The sequence below is a fragment of the Streptomyces sp. CB02923 genome (assembly GCF_001905005.1).
GTDB lineage: Bacteria > Actinomycetota > Actinomycetes > Streptomycetales > Streptomycetaceae > Streptomyces.
This window is the reverse complement of record NZ_LWKZ01000024.1, coordinates 943,042-959,882: the sequence shown is the minus strand read 5'-3', so window position 1 is coordinate 959,882 and position 16,841 is coordinate 943,042. Positions and strand designations below refer to the sequence as shown.

10 protein-coding genes are annotated in these 16,841 nt (G+C 69.4%); 4 read left to right on the top strand and 6 right to left on the bottom strand.

Annotated elements, in window-relative coordinates; translation table 11 throughout:
* Window positions 1-59: 59 nt before the first annotated feature.
* From A6A06_RS27365 to A6A06_RS27350, 4 genes are all read right to left on the bottom strand, one after another.
* Window positions 60-2,138, bottom strand: coding sequence for an iron ABC transporter permease (locus A6A06_RS27365; protein ID WP_073764243.1), 2,079 nt, complete (start codon window positions 2,136-2,138; stop codon window positions 60-62).
* A 22-nt stretch (window positions 2,139-2,160) separates the two neighbouring features.
* Window positions 2,161-3,138 carry an ABC transporter substrate-binding protein gene (locus A6A06_RS27360; RefSeq protein ID WP_073764241.1) on the bottom strand — a complete coding sequence of 326 codons (978 nt, stop codon included), beginning with the start codon at window positions 3,136-3,138 and terminating at the stop codon, window positions 2,161-2,163.
* Entirely contained in the window at window positions 3,135-4,124 is a 990-nt protein-coding gene (locus tag A6A06_RS27355) for an ABC transporter ATP-binding protein (RefSeq protein ID WP_073764239.1), read from the bottom strand. Before A6A06_RS27355 ends, A6A06_RS27360 begins: the two co-directional genes overlap by 4 nt.
* A gap of 69 nt (window positions 4,125-4,193) precedes the next feature.
* Complete coding sequence (locus A6A06_RS27350) at window positions 4,194-5,066, bottom strand: NmrA family NAD(P)-binding protein (RefSeq protein WP_073764237.1); 873 nt, start codon at window positions 5,064-5,066, stop codon at window positions 4,194-4,196.
* A 340-nt stretch (window positions 5,067-5,406) separates the two neighbouring features.
* On the opposite strand from A6A06_RS27350, the gene acnA reads away from it, so the two are divergent.
* On the top strand, window positions 5,407-8,148 hold the full coding sequence (gene acnA / locus A6A06_RS27345; protein WP_073764713.1) for an aconitate hydratase AcnA: 2,742 nt from the start codon (window positions 5,407-5,409) through the stop codon (window positions 8,146-8,148).
* A gap of 203 nt (window positions 8,149-8,351) precedes the next feature.
* Here the strand turns inward: acnA and A6A06_RS27340 are convergent, their stop codons facing one another.
* Window positions 8,352-9,290 (bottom strand): FG-GAP repeat domain-containing protein, encoded by a 939-nt coding sequence (locus A6A06_RS27340; RefSeq protein ID WP_079194370.1) that lies wholly within the window; start codon window positions 9,288-9,290, stop codon window positions 8,352-8,354.
* Window positions 9,291-9,406: 116 nt separating this feature from the next.
* The gene (locus A6A06_RS27335) at window positions 9,407-12,832 is read right to left on the bottom strand and encodes a GH92 family glycosyl hydrolase (protein WP_073764233.1); all 3,426 of its coding nucleotides are present in this window, start codon (window positions 12,830-12,832) and stop codon (window positions 9,407-9,409) included.
* A gap of 419 nt (window positions 12,833-13,251) precedes the next feature.
* Between A6A06_RS27335 and ngcE the strand changes: the two genes are divergently transcribed.
* The 3 genes from ngcE to A6A06_RS27320 all read left to right on the top strand — a co-directional run bounded on the left by ngcE (window position 13,252) and on the right by A6A06_RS27320 (window position 16,587).
* On the top strand, window positions 13,252-14,694 hold the full coding sequence (gene ngcE, locus A6A06_RS27330) for an N-acetylglucosamine/diacetylchitobiose ABC transporter substrate-binding protein (RefSeq protein ID WP_073764231.1): 1,443 nt from the start codon (window positions 13,252-13,254) through the stop codon (window positions 14,692-14,694).
* A 70-nt stretch (window positions 14,695-14,764) separates the two neighbouring features.
* Window positions 14,765-15,688, top strand: coding sequence for a carbohydrate ABC transporter permease (locus tag A6A06_RS27325; protein WP_073764229.1), 924 nt, complete (start codon window positions 14,765-14,767; stop codon window positions 15,686-15,688).
* Complete coding sequence (locus A6A06_RS27320) at window positions 15,688-16,587, top strand: carbohydrate ABC transporter permease (RefSeq protein WP_199931179.1); 900 nt, start codon at window positions 15,688-15,690, stop codon at window positions 16,585-16,587. Before A6A06_RS27325 ends, A6A06_RS27320 begins: the two co-directional genes overlap by 1 nt.
* The last annotated feature ends 254 nt before the right edge of the window (window positions 16,588-16,841 follow it).

Here is a 16,841-nt window from a genome sequence, read left to right as displayed (position 1 = left end):
GGGAATCGAGGGAATCGGGGGGGGCTCAAGTGGTTGCCCCCGCCCTCACCGCCCCACCCTCACCGCCCCGCCCTCCGGCTCCGTATCAGCAGCCACAGGAAATACGGCGTCCCGATGACCGCCGTGAGCAGCCCGGCGCCGAGCTGGGCCGGTGCGATAACCGTGCGGCCCACCATGTCCGCCGTGCCCACCAGCACCGCGCCCAGCAGCACCGCCACCGGCACCACCCGTACGTGCCGGCGGCCCACCAGGGCGCGCGCCGCGTGCGGGGCGACCAGGCCGACGAAGGAGATGGTTCCGGCGGCGGCGACGGCCGTCGCGCTCAGCAGGACGCCCAGCGTCAGGAAGCCGAGGCGTGCGCGCGGCAGCCCCAGTCCCAGCAGCCTCGGCGTGTCCTCGTCGAGCGAGACGAGGTCCAGTTCGGTGCGCCGTACGACCGCCACGGCGACCGCCGCCACCAGGACGACGGCGAGCGGCAGCAGGTCGGGCAGGGTCCGCCCGTACGTCGAACCGGACAGCCAGGTCAGCGCCTTGGTGGCGTTGAACGGATCGGTCAGGACGATGAGCAGGCTGATCAGGGCGGCGCTCGCGGTGGCGACTCCCATGCCGACCAGGACGAGGCGATTCTGCCGGAAGCCACCGCGCGCGGACAGCCCGAAGACGAGCGCGCAGGCGAGGGCGGCGCCCGCGAAGGCGGCGCCGGAGAGCCCCACCGGCCCGGCCTCGGGCACGGTCGTCACCAGGATCACCGCGCCCAGCGCGGCGCCGCCGGAGACGCCCATGACGCCGGGTTCGGCGAGCGGATTGCGGGTCACGGCCTGGACCAGGGTGCCCGCCAGGGCGAGGGCCGCGCCCGCGAGGAGGGCGGCGAGGACCCGTGGCACCCGGGTGTCGAGGACGAAGGAGACGGCCCGGCCGGCCCTGCCCTGCGCCCAGTTCATGACGTCTCCGAGCAGCAGCTTGGAGTCGCCGAGCAGTACGGCGGCGACGGCCAGCGCGATCAGCACCGCCACCAGCGTCGCGGCCACGGTCACGAAGACGGTCCGGCTGCGGATGCGCAGCCGGTCGGGCGGGGCGGCGGCACCGGAGTCCCGGCCCCTGGTCGCCAGCACCACGAGGAAGGCGGCGCCGATCAGGCTCGTCACCACACCGGTCGGCACGGCCACCGCCACGTCGGACGGCACCAGCGCCCGCAGCGCGACGTCCGAGCCGAGCACCAGGGCCGCACCGGTCAGCGCGGACCGGGTCACGTTCGCGCGCAGCCGGGAGAAGCCGCGGTAGCGGCGCGCCAACAGGCGTACGACGGCCGGGGCGCACAGTCCGACGAAGCCGATCGGCCCGGCGAGGGTGACGGCCGTGGCGGACAGCAGCGCGGCCAGTACGACGGTGGTCACCCGGGTGGCCCGCACCGGCACGCCCAGCCCCCGCGCGGCGTCGTCGCCGAGCGACAGGGCGTCGACCCGGCGGGCGACCAGCAGCAGTCCCGCCAGTCCGGCGACGGCGAGCGGCAGCATCCACAGCACCCCGCCGAAACCGTTCTGCGCGATGCTGCCCTGGTTCCAGGCGTACAGCCCTTCCGTCTCTTCGGGGAACAGCAGCAGCAGTCCCTCCGTGACGGAGCTGAGGCCGAGGGTGAGAGCGCTGCCCGCCAGCACCAGCCGCACGGTCCCGGCTCCCAGGCCGGACAGTCCGAGCACGACGGCCGCGGCCGTCAGGCCGCCGACGAAGGCGATGCCGGAGGAGGCGAGCAGCGGCAGCGTGGCACCGGTCGCGGCGGCCAGCCCGAGGGCGAAGTAGGAACCGGCGTTGACGGCGAGGGTGTCGGGTGCGGCGAGCACATTGCGGCTGACGGCCTGAAGGGCGGCGCCGGCCATGCCGAGCACCGCCCCGACGAGGAGTCCGGCGGCCATGCGCGGCAGCCGCGAGGCGATGACGACGGAGGCGTCCGCCTGGTCGGCCTGCCCGGTGAGCGCCTTCCACACCTCTGCCGCGCCGACACCGGAGGTGCCCTGGGCGATGTCGACGAGTGCGAGGGCGGCGATCAGCAGGACGAGCACGGCCGTCACCACGACCGCGCCGCCCTTCCGGGATGGTGCCGCCGTGGCGGGGGTGGCGGGAGCGGTGGTGGTGACGGCCATGATGTCTACGCGCGCCCCGCCGTCACTTCTTCAGCGCGGCGACGACGGAATCGACGTACGACTCCATCGACGCGGTGCCGCCGAACATCCACACACCGTCGGGCAGCCGGTGCACCTTCCCCGCCTTCACGAACGGAAGCGACTTCCACACCGCGTTGTCGGCGAGCGCTCCGGAGAACGGGTTGCTGGTCTTGTCCTCGTCGCTCCCGATGTACCCGAACTCCACGTCACCGAGCTTGGTCAGCCCCTCGACGTCGGTGGCGCCGAGCCCGTAGCTGGCGTCGCCCTTCACCGTCCAGGGGTTCTTCAGGCCGAGCTTCTCGTTGACCGCGCCGACCAGCGAACCGCCGGTGTACGGACGGATGGCCACCTGGCTGCCGTTCACGTACCCGTCGGCGAAGGCGAACTCCGTACCCTTGCGCCCGGCCTTCTCCAGCTCCTGCCCGCCCTGCGCCAGCTTCGCCTCGAAGCCCTTCTTGAGCTGGTCGGCGCGCTCCGTGGTGCCCGTGGCCTTGGCGATCAGGTCCAGGTCCGCGGTCATCTGCCCGATCGGGTCCTTGGCGTCGGCGGCCTTGAGCTGCAGCACCGGGGCGATCTTCCGCAGCTGCGTCAGGGCGGCCTTGGGCAGGTCACTGGTGGCGACGATGAGATCGGGCGCGAGAGCGGCCACGGAATCCATGCTGGGCTCGCCGCGGGTGCCGATGTCCTTCGGCTCGTTCTTCAGCGGAGCGGCCTTGTCCCAGGACTTGTATCCCTTGACGTCGGCGATACCGGCCGGCGCGACACCCAGCGAGACCAGGTGTTCGACGACGTTCCACTCGGTACCGACGACCTTCTTGGCGGGCCCGTCCAGCTCCACCTTCGAACCGGACGCACCGGTGAGGGTGATGTGTCCGGCGGACTTCTTCGACTGGTCCGCGGCGGGCTCGGTGGTACCGCACGCGCTCAGGGCGAGCGCGGCGGCGGTGGCCGTGGCGGCGGTGAGGAGGAGTCGTCTCATGAGGTGGCACTGAGCCTTTCACTGTGCGCGGTGCGCGCGTTCTGCTTGCTGTTCTGCGTCGCGTCGCCGTCCTGGGCCATGTGGCTGTCCTGCGTCGCGTCGCCGTCCTGGGCTGCGTCGCTGTGGTGCGTCGCGCCGCCGTCCGGCGTCCGGCGTGTGTGGTACCGGCCGATCGCGCGGGTGCGCAGCCGTCCGGTCAGGGGGTCGGTGGAGACTTCGATCCGGATGCCGTACGTGCCCGTCAGCCGCTCCGGAGTCAGGACGTCCTCGGGCGCCCCGTCGGCGATCACCCGTCCCTCCCGGAGCAGCACGATCCGGTCGGCGACGGCCGCCGCCTGGTCCAGGTCGTGCAGCACCACGCCGACGGCGATCCCGTGGTCGTCCGCCAAGTCCCGGATCAGGTCGAGAAGTTCCACCTGGTACCGCAGATCGAGGTAGGTCGTGGGCTCGTCCAGCAGCAGTACGCCGGTCTCCTGCGCGAGACACCCCGCGAGCCATACGCGCTGCAACTGGCCGCCGGAGAGGTGCTCGGCGCCCCGCTCGGCCAGGTCGGCGACGCCGGTCATGCCGAGCGCGCGGTCCACCGCCTCGCGGCCGCCCGGGTCGGCCCGGCCCCAGCGCCCGCGGTACGGGTAGCGCCCGAATTCCACGACGTCCCGCACGGTCAGCCCGCTGGGTGTGGGCCGTCCCTGGGGCAGCAGCGCCACCCGCCGGGAGAACTCACGGGGCGTCAGCGCGAATCCGTCCGTCGCCTCGCCGAGGGTCAGCGCCGCACTCCGCGCCTGCTGCAACCGCGCCACGGTCCGCAGCAGTGTCGACTTTCCGCTGCCGTTCGGGCCGACCAGTACGGTCACCTGTCCGGGCGACAGCTCCAGGGACGCCTCGTGCACGACATCGACACCGTCGTACGCCACGGTGACACCCGTGGCGTGGAGGGTGTGGCCGCGGGAATGCGCGGCGTGGGGGAGTTCTTCACCGACCTTCACGGAGCAAAGGTTAGCCTAACCTAAATTGGCTGGTTCTGGCCGGTCCCCGACCCCCGGTCGCCGGCCGCGTCAGGCGCCGGACAGGGCCGGTACGAGCACCTCGGCCGCGAAGTCCTCGACCGGGCGCGGCGGGCGGCCGAGTACGCGCTGCACACCGTCACCGAGACCGGCCACGCCCTCGTGGCGGTAGTTCGAGTAGAGCGCGAACAAGCCGTCGATGAGCTGCGGACCGACGCCGCGTTCCGCGAGCGCGGCCCGCCAGGAGTCGTCGAGCGGAACGTCCACATGCCGCACCGGCCTGCGGAGAACGGCACCGAAGCGCTCGGCGAGCGCCGGCAGCGTCAGCGCCTGCGGACCGCTGATCTCGATCTCTCCGCCGACCGGGCGGTCCGCCAGGAGTTCGGCGACCGCGACCGCCGCGATGTCCCGTACGTCCACATATCCGCGAGCGCCGGGCCCGGCGGGGTCGGCCAGTGTCCCGGCGGCGATCGAGGCCGCCGCCGGGAGGAAGTTCTGCAGGAAGCGGTCGGGCCGCAGGACGGTCAGTTCTCGGACACCGGCCTCGCGCAGCCGCTCGGTGATCGTGTCGTGGTTGCCGGTGACGGCGTCCGGGACGGTCCCGGCGCCGGTGAACCCGCGGGCACCGAGTTTCACGATCCGCCGCACACCGGCCTCGACGGCGGCGACGCCGAGATTGGTCTCGGCGGCCACCTGGTCCTCGGCGAAGGGGTGGCCGAGGTAGAGCCGGTCCACACCGGCGACCGCACCCCGGGCGTCCGCCGGGTCGGCGGCACTCCCGCGGAAGACCTCGCCACGTACGGTGCCCAGCGCCTCGACGCCGGCCTCGGAGCGCACGAGGAAGCGCACATCGCTCCGGTCGCGCAGCGCTTCGGTCAGGTGGCGTCCCACCGAGCCGTTCGGCGTAGTGATCAAAATGGTCACAGAAAATCCCCTCCGCGAAGACGATCAGGATCCGCTTCCGTTCCAACGGCGCCCGGATCCCGGCGAATTCCCAGCCCTGGGGGGCCGGCGGCGACTTCCCGGGCGGAGCCGGGAAGGGCGCGGGGGTGCTCTCGGTGCGGGCGGAGGGCAGCCGGGCGCGCATGACCGCGCGGCGGGGATGTACTAGAGTTATCTCGACATCGAGATATCTGCCGGGAGGCGTACCGCTGCCGCGCTAGTAAGGCTTGCCTAACTTAGCCTTACCTTAGCTGATCGGCAAGGATCCACGACGGCAGGATTGCGGTGGTACGCGCGAATCATGCATGGAATGGAGACTGTCGTGTCGGCGAACAGCTTCGACGCCCGCAGCACGCTGCAGGTGGGCGACGAGTCGTACGAGATCTTCAGGCTGGACAAGGTCGAGGGCTCCGCCCGCCTTCCCTACAGCCTGAAGGTGCTGCTGGAGAACCTGCTCCGCACCGAGGACGGCGCGAACATCACCGCCGACCACATCCGTGCGCTGGGCGGCTGGGACTCCCAGGCGCAGCCGAGCCAGGAGATCCAGTTCACGCCGGCCCGCGTGATCATGCAGGACTTCACCGGTGTGCCGTGTGTGGTGGACCTCGCGACCATGCGCGAGGCCGTCAAGGAGCTCGGCGGCGACGCCGACAAGATCAACCCGCTGGCGCCGGCCGAGCTGGTCATCGACCACTCCGTCATCGCCGACAAGTTCGGCACCGCCAATGCCTTCCAGCAGAACGTGGAGCTGGAGTACGGCCGCAACAAGGAGCGCTACCAGTTCCTGCGCTGGGGCCAGACCGCCTTCGACGAGTTCAAGGTCGTCCCGCCCGGCACCGGCATCGTCCACCAGGTGAACATCGAGCACCTGGCCCGTACGGTCATGATCCGCAACGGTCAGGCGTACCCCGACACCCTCGTCGGCACCGACTCGCACACCACGATGGTCAACGGCCTGGGCGTCCTGGGCTGGGGCGTCGGCGGCATCGAGGCCGAGGCCGCGATGCTGGGCCAGCCGGTCTCCATGCTCATCCCGCGCGTCGTCGGCTTCAAGCTGACCGGTGAGCTCAAGCCCGGCACCACCGCCACCGACCTGGTGCTGACCATCACCGAGATGCTGCGCAAGCACGGCGTCGTCGGCAAGTTCGTCGAGTTCTACGGCGAGGGTGTGGCGGCGACCAGCCTGGCCAACCGCGCCACCATCGGCAACATGTCGCCGGAGTTCGGCTCCACCGCCGCGATCTTCCCGATCGACGACGAGACCCTGAACTACCTGAAGCTGACCGGCCGCTCCGAGCAGCAGGTCGCCCTGGTCGAGGCGTACGCCAAGGAGCAGGGCCTGTGGCTGGACCCGGCCGCCGAGCCGGACTTCTCCGAGAAGCTGGAGCTGGACCTGTCGACGGTCGTCCCGTCGATCGCCGGCCCCAAGCGCCCGCAGGACCGCATCATCCTGGCCGAGGCCGCCCAGCAGTTCACGCTCGACGTGCGCAACTACGTCAGCGAGGCGGACGTCGACGAGGCGGGCAAGGAGTCCTTCCCGGCCTCCGACGCCCCGGCGGTCTCCAACGGCGTGCCCAGCAAGCCGACCCAGGTCACCGCTGCCGACGGCTCGGTGTACGAGATCGACCACGGCGCCGTCACCGTCGCCGCGATCACCTCCTGCACCAACACCTCGAACCCCTACGTCATGGTCGCCGCCGCGCTGGTGGCCAAGAAGGCGGTCGAGAAGGGCCTGTCCCGCAAGCCGTGGGTCAAGACCACCCTCGCCCCCGGCTCGAAGGTCGTCACCGACTACTTCGACAAGGCGAACCTGACGCCCTACCTGGACAAGCTGGGCTTCAACCTCGTCGGTTACGGCTGCACCACCTGCATCGGCAACTCCGGTCCGCTGGACGAGGAGATCTCGAAGGCGATCAACGAGGCCGACCTCGCGGTCACCTCGGTGCTCTCCGGCAACCGCAACTTCGAGGGCCGGATCAACCCCGACGTCAAGATGAACTACCTGGCGTCCCCGCCGCTGGTCGTCGCGTACGCCATCGCCGGCTCCATGAAGGTGGACATCACCACCGAGGCGCTGGGCACCGACCAGGACGGCAACCCCGTCTACCTGAAGGACATCTGGCCCTCCGAGGCCGAGGTCAACGACGTCGTGGCCAACGCCATCGGCGAGGACATGTTCTCCAAGTCGTACGAGGACGTCTTCGCGGGCGACGCCCAGTGGCAGGCGCTGCCGATCCCGACCGGCAACACCTTCGAGTGGGACCCGCAGTCCACCTACGTCCGCAAGCCCCCGTACTTCGAGGGCATGACGATGGAGACCAGCCCGGTCTCCGACGTCCAGGGCGCCCGCGTCCTGGCCAAGCTGGGCGACTCGGTCACCACCGACCACATCTCCCCGGCCGGTGCGATCAAGGCCGACACCCCGGCCGGCCAGTACCTCACGGAGCACGGCGTCGAGCGCCGCGACTTCAACTCCTACGGTTCGCGCCGTGGCAACCACGAGGTCATGATCCGCGGCACGTTCGCCAACATCCGCCTGCGCAACCAGATCGCGCCGGGCACCGAGGGCGGCTTCACGCGTGACTTCACGCAGGAGGACGGCCCGGTCTCCTTCATCTACGACGCGTCGCAGAACTACCAGGCCGCCGGCATCCCGCTGGTCATCCTGGCCGGCAAGGAGTACGGCTCCGGCTCGTCCCGCGACTGGGCCGCCAAGGGCACCGCGCTGCTCGGCGTCAAGGCCGTCGTCGCCGAGTCCTACGAGCGCATCCACCGCTCGAACCTGATCGGCATGGGCGTGCTGCCGCTCCAGTTCCCGGAGGGCGCCTCGGCGCAGTCGCTGGGCCTGACCGGCGAGGAGACCTTCGACATCACCGGTGTCACCGCCCTGAACGACGGCGGCATCCCGGAGACCGTCAAGGTCAAGGCCGCCCGCGGCGGAGCCGCTGACGGTGACAGCGTGGAGTTCGACGCCAAGGTGCGCATCGACACCCCCGGCGAGGCGGACTACTACCGCAACGGCGGCATCATGCAGTACGTGCTGCGCTCGCTGATCCGCAAGTGACGGACGTGACCCGCTCCGTGTGAGCGGGACACGTACGAGGGCCGCATCCCCAGCCCGGGGGTGCGGCCCTCGCCCGTATCCGGACGGCGTTGCCCGGCACTTCGGGCACCGGGAAAAGCAGTGCGACGCGCCCCGTGGGGACGCGTCGCACCATCACCTCACCGGCGGGCGAAGTCTCCTTGGCTGCCGGTGGCCTCGACCGGCTAGAACATCCAGCTGTAGATGTTGAAGCCGGAGCCGATCAGCTTGCGCGACGCGAGGGGCGTCGTCGCGTTGCCGGTGCCCTTGTAGAGCCACAGCTTGCCGTCGGTGCCCCGGGCGAGCAGGTCCGCGTGGCCGTCGATGTCCACGTCACCGGTGGAGATCAGGGTGTTGTACGCGTTCCAGCCCGCACCGAGCTTCACGCGCGACGTGAAGGGCGCCTTGTAGTTGCCGGTGCCCTTGTAGAGCCACAGCACGCCGGAGGAGTCCTGGGCCACGATGTCGGCCTTGCCGTCGCCGGTCAGGTCGCCCTTGCCGGAGATCTGGGTGTAGCCGCCCCAGCCGGCGCTGATCTTGATCCGCGGATCGGCGTTGCCGTTGGGGTAGCCGAGGTAGAGCCACAGCACCCCCGCGTTGTCCCGGGCGAGGATGTCGGACGCGGCGGCGCCGCCGAGGTTGCCGGGCGACAGGACCTTGTTGTAGATGTTCCAGCCGCCGCCGATGGTCCGGGCCTCGTCGACGGTGGTGGCGTCGGCGTAGTACAGCTTGCCGGCGTAGTCCCAAGCCCACAGGCCGTCGCCCAGGCCGTCGCCGTTCTGGTCCACCTGGGTCGCGCTCCTGATGGTGTCCCAGTCGGCCCCGGCGAACGTGCGGCCCTCGTAGCCGCCGACGCCGTTCGGGATGTACTCGTACAGGAAGCCGGAGGAGCGTTCGACGCCGTACAGGCCGAACACCGGGGCGTCGGCCTGCGCCGCGGCGCGGAGCTTCGGTGCGGCCTTCGCCGCCGCGCCGACCTCGACGTTCTTCACCGGAGCGGGTACCGGATCCGGGGCGTCCGCCGCCGCGGCTCCGACACCGGTGCCGACCAGGGCGGCGGCGACCGCCGCGACAGCCAGACGCGACAGGGCGCGCCCGTGCTTACGGCCGGGAAGTATGGCCACGTAATTCTCCATTTGCCATGTGATGAGGCGTGACGCACCCACAAGAGGTGCGTCACAGGATGCTCAGGATCTTTGCACAAGGCCTTCACATGTCAACTGGTTTGCGGACGGTCCGATCAATTGGTTCCGGAATCAACCCTGTTCGGGCCGATCAGCTCGATTTCCGCCAGGGTGGCCCGGGTTGACGGAGTCAGCCGGTACTGCCGGTAGGTTCCCGGGGCTTGCACCGTGAAGACCCTGGTTTGCCGGTCCCAGCTGAAGGGCTCGCCCGAACGCCGGTCGAGAGTCCGCCACTTGCCGTGGAGGTCCCGGCCCTCCAGCACCCAGGAGGCGGGAGCGTCACCCTTGGCCGCCGAGGTGAGGGTGTACGAGGACACCCGCGCCGCCGACTCAAGGGCGACCGGGACCGAGTCGAAGGACGCCGCGGTGTCCGATGTGTCGTCCAGGAGAGGGCTGTTGCCCGGCGTGGTCAGGTCGCCGTCCGGTACGGGCACCCGGTCGTCGTGCGTGATGGACGACGGCGCCGCGTTCTTCCCCGTGCCCCAGGAGGAGGGGCGCGGTCCCATCGCGAATTCCAGCGTGCCGCCGCGGGCGAGCAGAGCGTGCGGCAGCGCGGTGGAATTCCAGAGCTTTCCGTTGACCCGCAGGCCCTGCACGTACACATTGCGGGCGCTGTTGCGCGGAGCCTTGACGACGAGATCGCGGCCGTTCTCCAGATGGACGGTGGCCTTGGTGAACAGCGGTGAGCCCACCGCGTATTCGGGCGACCCCATCACCAGCGGATAGAACCCGAGCGCGCTGAAGACGTACCAGGCGGACATCTCGCCGTTGTCCTCGTCGCCCGGATACCCCTGGCCGATCTCGCTGCCCAGGTAGAGCCGGGAGAGGACCTCGCGGACCTTTTCCTGCGTCTTCCACGGCTGCCCGGCGGCGTCATAGGCATAGGCGATGTGGTGCGACGGCTGGTTGCTGTGCCCGTACATGCCCATCCGGGTGTCCCGGGCCTCCGTCATCTCGTGGATGACATTGCCGTACGAGCCGGCGAATTCCCTCGCCGCGGTTTCCGGGGTGGCGAAGTAGGCGTCCAGCTTCTTCGCCAGGCCCGCCCGGCCGCCGTACAGATTGGCCAGGCCGCGGGTGTCCTGGGGCGCGGTGAAGGCGAAGGACCAGGCGTTGGTCTCGGTGTAGTCGTGGCCCCAGACCCGCGGGTCGAACCGGTCCGGGGGCAGCCGCCAGTTCCCGGCCGCGTCCTTGCCCTGGAAGAAGCCGACCTTGCCGTCGAAATGCTTGACGTAGTTGCGGGCGCGGTTGAGGAAGTACGCGGACTCCTCCTTGTAGCGCGGCTTCTTCGTCTTCTCGTACAGCGCCTGTCCCATACGGGCGATGCCGTAGTCGTTGAGGTATCCCTCCAGCGCCCAGGACATGCCTTCCTTGGTGTTCGTGCTCGTATAGCCGAGGAAGGGCGAGGTGTTCATGCCTTTACGGCCGACACCGGGGCTGGGCGGCGCGACGGTGGCGTTCTTGACCGCCGCTTCGTAGGCGGCGGCCGCGTCGAACTTCACGCCTTTGGCATACGCGTCGGCGAAGGCCACGTCCGAGCTGGTGCCGGTCATCAGATCCGCGTAACCGGGGGAGGACCAGCGGGAGATCCAGCCGCCGTCCTTGTACTGCTGGACGAAGCCGTCGACCATTTTCCCCGCCTGCCCCGGCGTGAGCAGGGAATAGGCGGGCCACGTGGTGCGATAGGTGTCCCAGAAACCGTTGTTGACGTACACCTCGCCGTCGACGATCTTCGACCCGGTGTGCGTCGGGGTGTCCGGGCCGGTCCGCGGCGTGAAGGGGCTCGCGTACCGGGTGCGCGCGCCCACCTGCTCGTACCCGGAGTTGGGGTAGAGGTAGAGCCGGTAGAGGTTGGAGTAGAGGGTGACCAGGCGGTCCCGGCTCGCGCCCTCGACCTCGATGCGGCCGAGGATGCCGTCCCACCGGGCGCGGGCGCGGTCCCTGACCCGCTCGAAGGAGTCGCCCGCCGGAATCTCGCGCTCCAGGTTCGCGCGCGCCTGGTCGACGCCGAGCAGGGAGGTCGCGATGCGCAGGGTGACCGTACGGTCCGCGCCGGGCCGCAGCTTCAGATAGCCCGTGACGTCGGGGCCCCCGCCGCCGCTCAGCTTGCCGCCCGTCGTGACGGGCGCGTCGAGCACGCCGTACACGAACAGCCGGGTGGCGCCGGTGGACAGGTTGCTCCGGACGTCCGAGAAGCCGGTGACGACGCCCCGCCCGGGGTCGAGGGTGAGCCCGCCGTTGTTGTTGACGTTGTCGAAGATCAGGTTCGCGTCGTCGCCGGGGAAGGTGAAGCGCATCAGCGCCGCGTGGTCCGTCGGAGCGATGTCCGCCTTGAGGCCGTTGTCGAAGGTGACGCCGTAGTGGTGCGGCCGCGCGGTCTCGTTGGCGTGATGGAAGGGCAGGGCGCGGGCGGCGCGTCCGGCGTCCGGAGTACCGGCGGCGGTGGACGGCATGACCTGGAAGGTCTGCCGGTCGCCCATCCAGGGGCTCGGCTCGTGGCTGGCGGCGAACGCCTGGAGGGTGGGCAGGTTGTCGGCGTTGTTCTTCCGCGCGTACTCGTACAGCCAGTCGGTGGAGCCCGCGTTGGTCACCGGCGTCCAGAAGTTGAAGCCATGCGGCACGGCGGTGGCCGGAAAGTTGTTGCCGCGCGAGAAGCTGCCGCTGGAGTGCGTGCCGCGGGTGGTCGCCACGTGGTCGGCGAGGTGGGCGGGCGGCTTCTCGCGGGCCTCGGGGCCGAGCGTGATGTCGTCCACCCAGCCACGGAAGACCGCACCGGCCTTCGGCGGGGTGGGGGAGTCGTACGCGACCAGGACGCGGTCGACGGTCTTGCCCGCCGCCACCGCGCCGATGCGCGACTGGCGGTGGTTCCACTGGTTGACGTAGAGCGTCTTGGCGTCGGCCTGGCCGCGCGGGGTCAGGGGCGCGCCGTTCTGGTCGGTGGCGCGCAGCTCGCTGAGGTAGGTGCCGTCGGTGAAGGCCAGGTCGAGCGCGACGTGGGTCGCGGGGTAGCCCAGGTCGGTGGCGGCCATCTCGGGGAAGATCTTGTACGACAGTGAAGTCGCCCGCGTGACCGGCAGGTCGACGTCGAAGACCTTGTTGTACGAGTAGCCGCGGCCGGCCGCGGTGTGGGTCCCCGCGTACCGCAGCGCCCGCAGCCCGCTGAAGCCGGCGTTCGCCTTCGCGGTGGGGGAGGAGGCGGGGCCGGAGTCGGGGTGGCTGCTCATGCCGGCGCCCGGACCGCTCTCCGGGCCCACCCCGGAGGACTTCCCGGTGCCGTCGGGGCCGGTCTCGACGGTGTCCTGCCAGGCGGGCAGGGGATCGCCGGTCTCGAAGGAGGAGCTGAACCGCTGGGCTTCCGGTGGCCTCGGGGGTGGAGCCGCGACGGCGGGGGCGTACGCCGTCAGGACGAGCAGGGCCGCTGCCGCGAGCGCGACGGGGCGGGCCGTGCCGGGCAGGGGTCTGTGCCGGTGTCTGAGCCGCACGCGTACCTCTCAACGAAGGCGACATTCCAACGATCTGACATCGTTGTCAGCTGCGTAATGCAGAGATAAGTAAGGTAGGTGGGACCTTTGTTGTCAAGGGTGGCTCTGCGAACGGCGGCCGGAAGTCCGTGGCGCAAGCGGTGCATACCGGCGAGGTCTCAACTCGGGAAAGATGGCGGCCCGAACTTGCTTACGATCTTGCCGAGTTGACGTGAAGTGGACTATACCTGTCGGCGTCCGAGCGACTGTGCGAACGACGTCGCGGACCCGGGGGGACCTGCGGAGCAGTACAAGAAAACGGCCCCGCACATCTCTAGCGCGCCCGGTGCACATCCCGTACAACTCAGCTTCATCTGACCCGCGGTGCCGGGGTGGCTCCGGTACACCGCCTGAGTCCTGAAGAAGGCGAGGACTTGCGCATGGGATCCACCTCAGATTTCAGCCGTCGCGACCTGATCAAGCGGTCCGCGGCGCTCGGCATCGTCACCATACCGGCCATGAGCGCACTGTCCGCGTGTGCCGGCGGCGGTGGCGGTGGCAGCGAGAAGGTCGAAAAGGGCGAGAAATCCGCCAAGAACCCCCTGGCGGTCAATGACGGCGCGGCCCTCGACGTCGTCATCTTCGACGGTGGATTCGGCGACAAGTACGCCAAGGACGCCCAGGCCGAATACGTCGCCGCCTTCCCCAAGTCCAAGGGCAAGGTCAAGCTGGCCTCCACCCAGAAGATCCAGTCCACGCTGCAGCCGCGTTTCAACGGCGGCAACCCGCCGGACCTCGTGGACAACTCCGGCGCCGAACAGATGGACTTCGGCACCCTGGTCTCCAAGAACCAGCTCGCCGACCTCACCCCGCTGCTCGACGCCCCGTCGATGGACGACCCGAACAAGAAGGTGCGCGACACCCTGCGCCCCGGCGTGGTCGAGATGGGCCAGTTCGGCGGCAAGGAAACCTGGGTCATGTACTACGCGTACACGGTCTACGGTGTCTGGTATTCGAAGACCAACCTCCAGAAGGTGGCCGACGCCGAATACCCCGAGACCTGGGACGAGATGCTCGCCGTGTGCGAGAAGGCGAAGAAGAAGGGCGTCGCCGGGTGGACCTACCCCGGCAAGTACCCGTACTACTTCCCGTTCAGCCTCTACCCCTTCATCGCCAAGATCGGCGGCGAAGAGGTGCTGCGCAAGATCGACAACCTGGAGCCGAACGCCTGGAAGGACCCGGCCGTCAAGGCCGCCTTCGACGCGTACTACGAGCTGTACAAGAAGGGCTACGTCCTCAAGGGATCGCCCGGCCTGGACCACCTCCAGTCGCAGAAGGCGTGGGCCGAGGGCAAGGCCCTGTTCATCCCCAACGGCTCCTGGGTGGAGAACGAGTCGGCCCAGCAGATCGAGAAGAACCCGGACTTCCAGCTCTCGGTCGGGGCGCCGTCCAGCCTCTCCAGCTCGGACAAGATGCCGTTCGGCACGCTCTGGGCCTCCGGCGGCGAGCCGTACATCGTGCCGAGGCAGGCCGCGAACACCCCCGGCGGCATGGAGATGCTGCGCATCATGCTCAGCAAGAAGTCCTCGCAGAACTTCATCAAGCAGGTCTCCTCGCTGACCTCGCTCAACGGCGGCACGGAGGGCCTGACCCTGCCTCCGGGCCTGGACTCGGCGCAGCTGGCGCTCCAGAAGGCCGGGAAGAACATCGTCAACCCGCGGCTGCAGGACTGGTACGTGGCGCTCCAGAAGGAGAAGATCGGCGTCGGCGCGCTGGGCGAGATGATGGCGGGCCGGATGACTCCCGACGAAGCGATCACCAAGATCCAGAAGTACGCGGACGAGACGCGCGAGGACAGCAGCGTCAAGAAGTACAAGCGCTGACCGGTGCATCGGACGCGTCACCAGCGGTGGCCTTTACGGCAGTCGCGGGGAAAGAACGGGATCGGTAGTCATGCAGCACGGTAAGTACCGCTTCATAGCAGGGTTCCTGGCCCTCCCGCTGGCGATATACGCGATCTTCGTGATATCGCCGTTCGTGCAGGCGATCTACTACTCCTTCACGGACTGGACCGGCCTGAGCTCGGACATGAAAATGGTCGGGTTCGACAACTACACGCGCCTCTTCAAGGACAGTGTCTTCTGGGCCTCGGTGGGAAACAGTGTGACGCTGTTGCTGCTGCTGCCGGTGGTGACGCTCTCGCTCGGGCTCTTCTTCGCCTTCATGCTCAACGTCGGTGGCCGCCGCAGGAAGAAGGCGGTCATCGGCGGCGTGCGCGGCTCGGGCACGTACAAGATTCTGTACTTCTTCCCGCAGGTGCTGTCGATCCCGATCGTCGCCCTGCTCTTCCAGTTCGCGTACAACCCGGAGAGCGGCGCGCTCAACGCCTTCTTCCAGGCGATCGGACTGGACAACGTACAGCCCAACTGGCTCGGAGATCCGCAGATCGCCCTCTGGTGCATCATGGGCGCGATGATCTGGGCCAATGTCGGCTTCTACGTCGTGCTCTTCTCGGCCGGCATGAGTTCCATACCGAAGGACTTCTACGAGGCCGCGCTGCTGGACGGCGCCAACCGGTTCAACACGTTCTTCAGGATCACCCTGCCGCTGCTCTGGGACACGGTGCAGACCGGCTGGATCTACATGGGCATCCTGGCGCTGGACGTGTCGGCCTTCGCCTTCGTGCAGATCATGAGCGTCGGGCCGGGCGGCCCCGACTATTCCACCGAGGTGCTGCCGCTGTACGTCTATCAGAAGACCTTCCGCGACGGTCAGGCCGGTTACGCCACCTCGATCGGCGTTTCCCTGCTGATAGTGACCCTGATCTTCTCGGCCATCGTCATGCGGCTGGGCCGGCGCGAGCGACTGGAGTTCTGATGAGCGTGCAGACCAAGCCCCCGGCCGTGACGGGCCGGGGCAGCACGGGCCGCAAAGGCGGTGAGGGCGGTGAGGGCCGGGTCCTGAACGTCTTCTCCCACGGCGTCCTGGTCATCTGGGGCCTGCTGGTGACCATGCCGCTGCTGTGGGCGGTGGTCAGCTCCTTCAAGGACGACGGGGAGATCTTCGGCTCGCCCTGGGGCCTGCCGTCGGCGCTGCACTTCGACAACTGGGCCCGCGCCTGGGACAAGGCCAACATGGGCCAGTACTTCTTCAACTCGCTGGTCGTGGTCGGCGGGTCGCTGATCGGGACCATGCTGCTGGGGTCGATGGCGGCGTACGTACTGGCCCGGTTCGACTTCCCGGGCAACCGCTTCCTCTACTTCCTGTTCGTGGGCGGGATGGGCTTCCCCATCATCCTCGCCCTGGTCCCGCTGTTCTTCGTCATGAAGAACATGGCCCTGCTGGACTCGTACCACGGGCTGATCCTGGTCTACATCGCGTACTCCCTGCCGTTCACCGTCTTCTTCCTCAGCGGGTTCTTCAAAACGCTGCCGACGTCGGTGGCGGAGGCCGCGCTCATCGACGGCGCGTCCCACACGCGTACGTTCTTCCAGGTCATGCTGCCGATGGCGAAGCCGGGGCTGATCAGCGTCGGGATCTTCAACTTCCTGGGGCAGTGGAACCAGTACCTGCTGCCGACGGTGCTCAACGTCGGCGACCCGGACAAGAAGATGCTGACCCAGGGACTGGTCGCGCTGGCGGTCAGCCAGGGGTACAAGGGCGACTGGTCCGGTCTGTTCGCCGGCCTGACCATCGCCATGCTGCCGGTGCTGGCCGCGTACATCATCTTCCAGCGGCAGGTGGTGGCGGGCCTGACGGCGGGCGCCCTGAAATAGCCCCGCGATCCGGCTCGCGGCCGGGCTCGCGCCCTGGTGCGCGAGCCGCGTGCCGGTACGCGGTACGCCGGGTACGGCACAGTGGCCCCCGCGGCCCCGCGGGGGCCACCGCGGTGCCCGCCCGGGGGCCGGGTTTTGGCCACAGGGCCGGAGCACCCGGTCGAGGACTTGACGGAACCGGACCCGGGCACGTCAGCTTAGATTCACATGTTGGAGACAAGCCGGGTCCCATCGGTGTGGCCCGGCCGGCGGCC

Excerpts from the sequence above, each read along its gene's own strand:
- A6A06_RS27365 (WP_073764243.1), bottom strand. The coding sequence starts at position 2,138 with ATGGCCGTCACCACCACCGCTCCCGCCACCCCCGCCACGGCGGCACCA.
- A6A06_RS27360 (WP_073764241.1), bottom strand. The coding sequence starts at position 3,138 with ATGAGACGACTCCTCCTCACCGCCGCCACGGCCACCGCCGCCGCGCTC.
- ngcE (WP_073764231.1), top strand. The coding sequence starts at position 13,252 with ATGGGATCCACCTCAGATTTCAGCCGTCGCGACCTGATCAAGCGGTCC.
- A6A06_RS27325 (WP_073764229.1), top strand. The coding sequence starts at position 14,765 with ATGCAGCACGGTAAGTACCGCTTCATAGCAGGGTTCCTGGCCCTCCCG.
- A6A06_RS27320 (WP_199931179.1), top strand. The coding sequence starts at position 15,688 with ATGAGCGTGCAGACCAAGCCCCCGGCCGTGACGGGCCGGGGCAGCACG.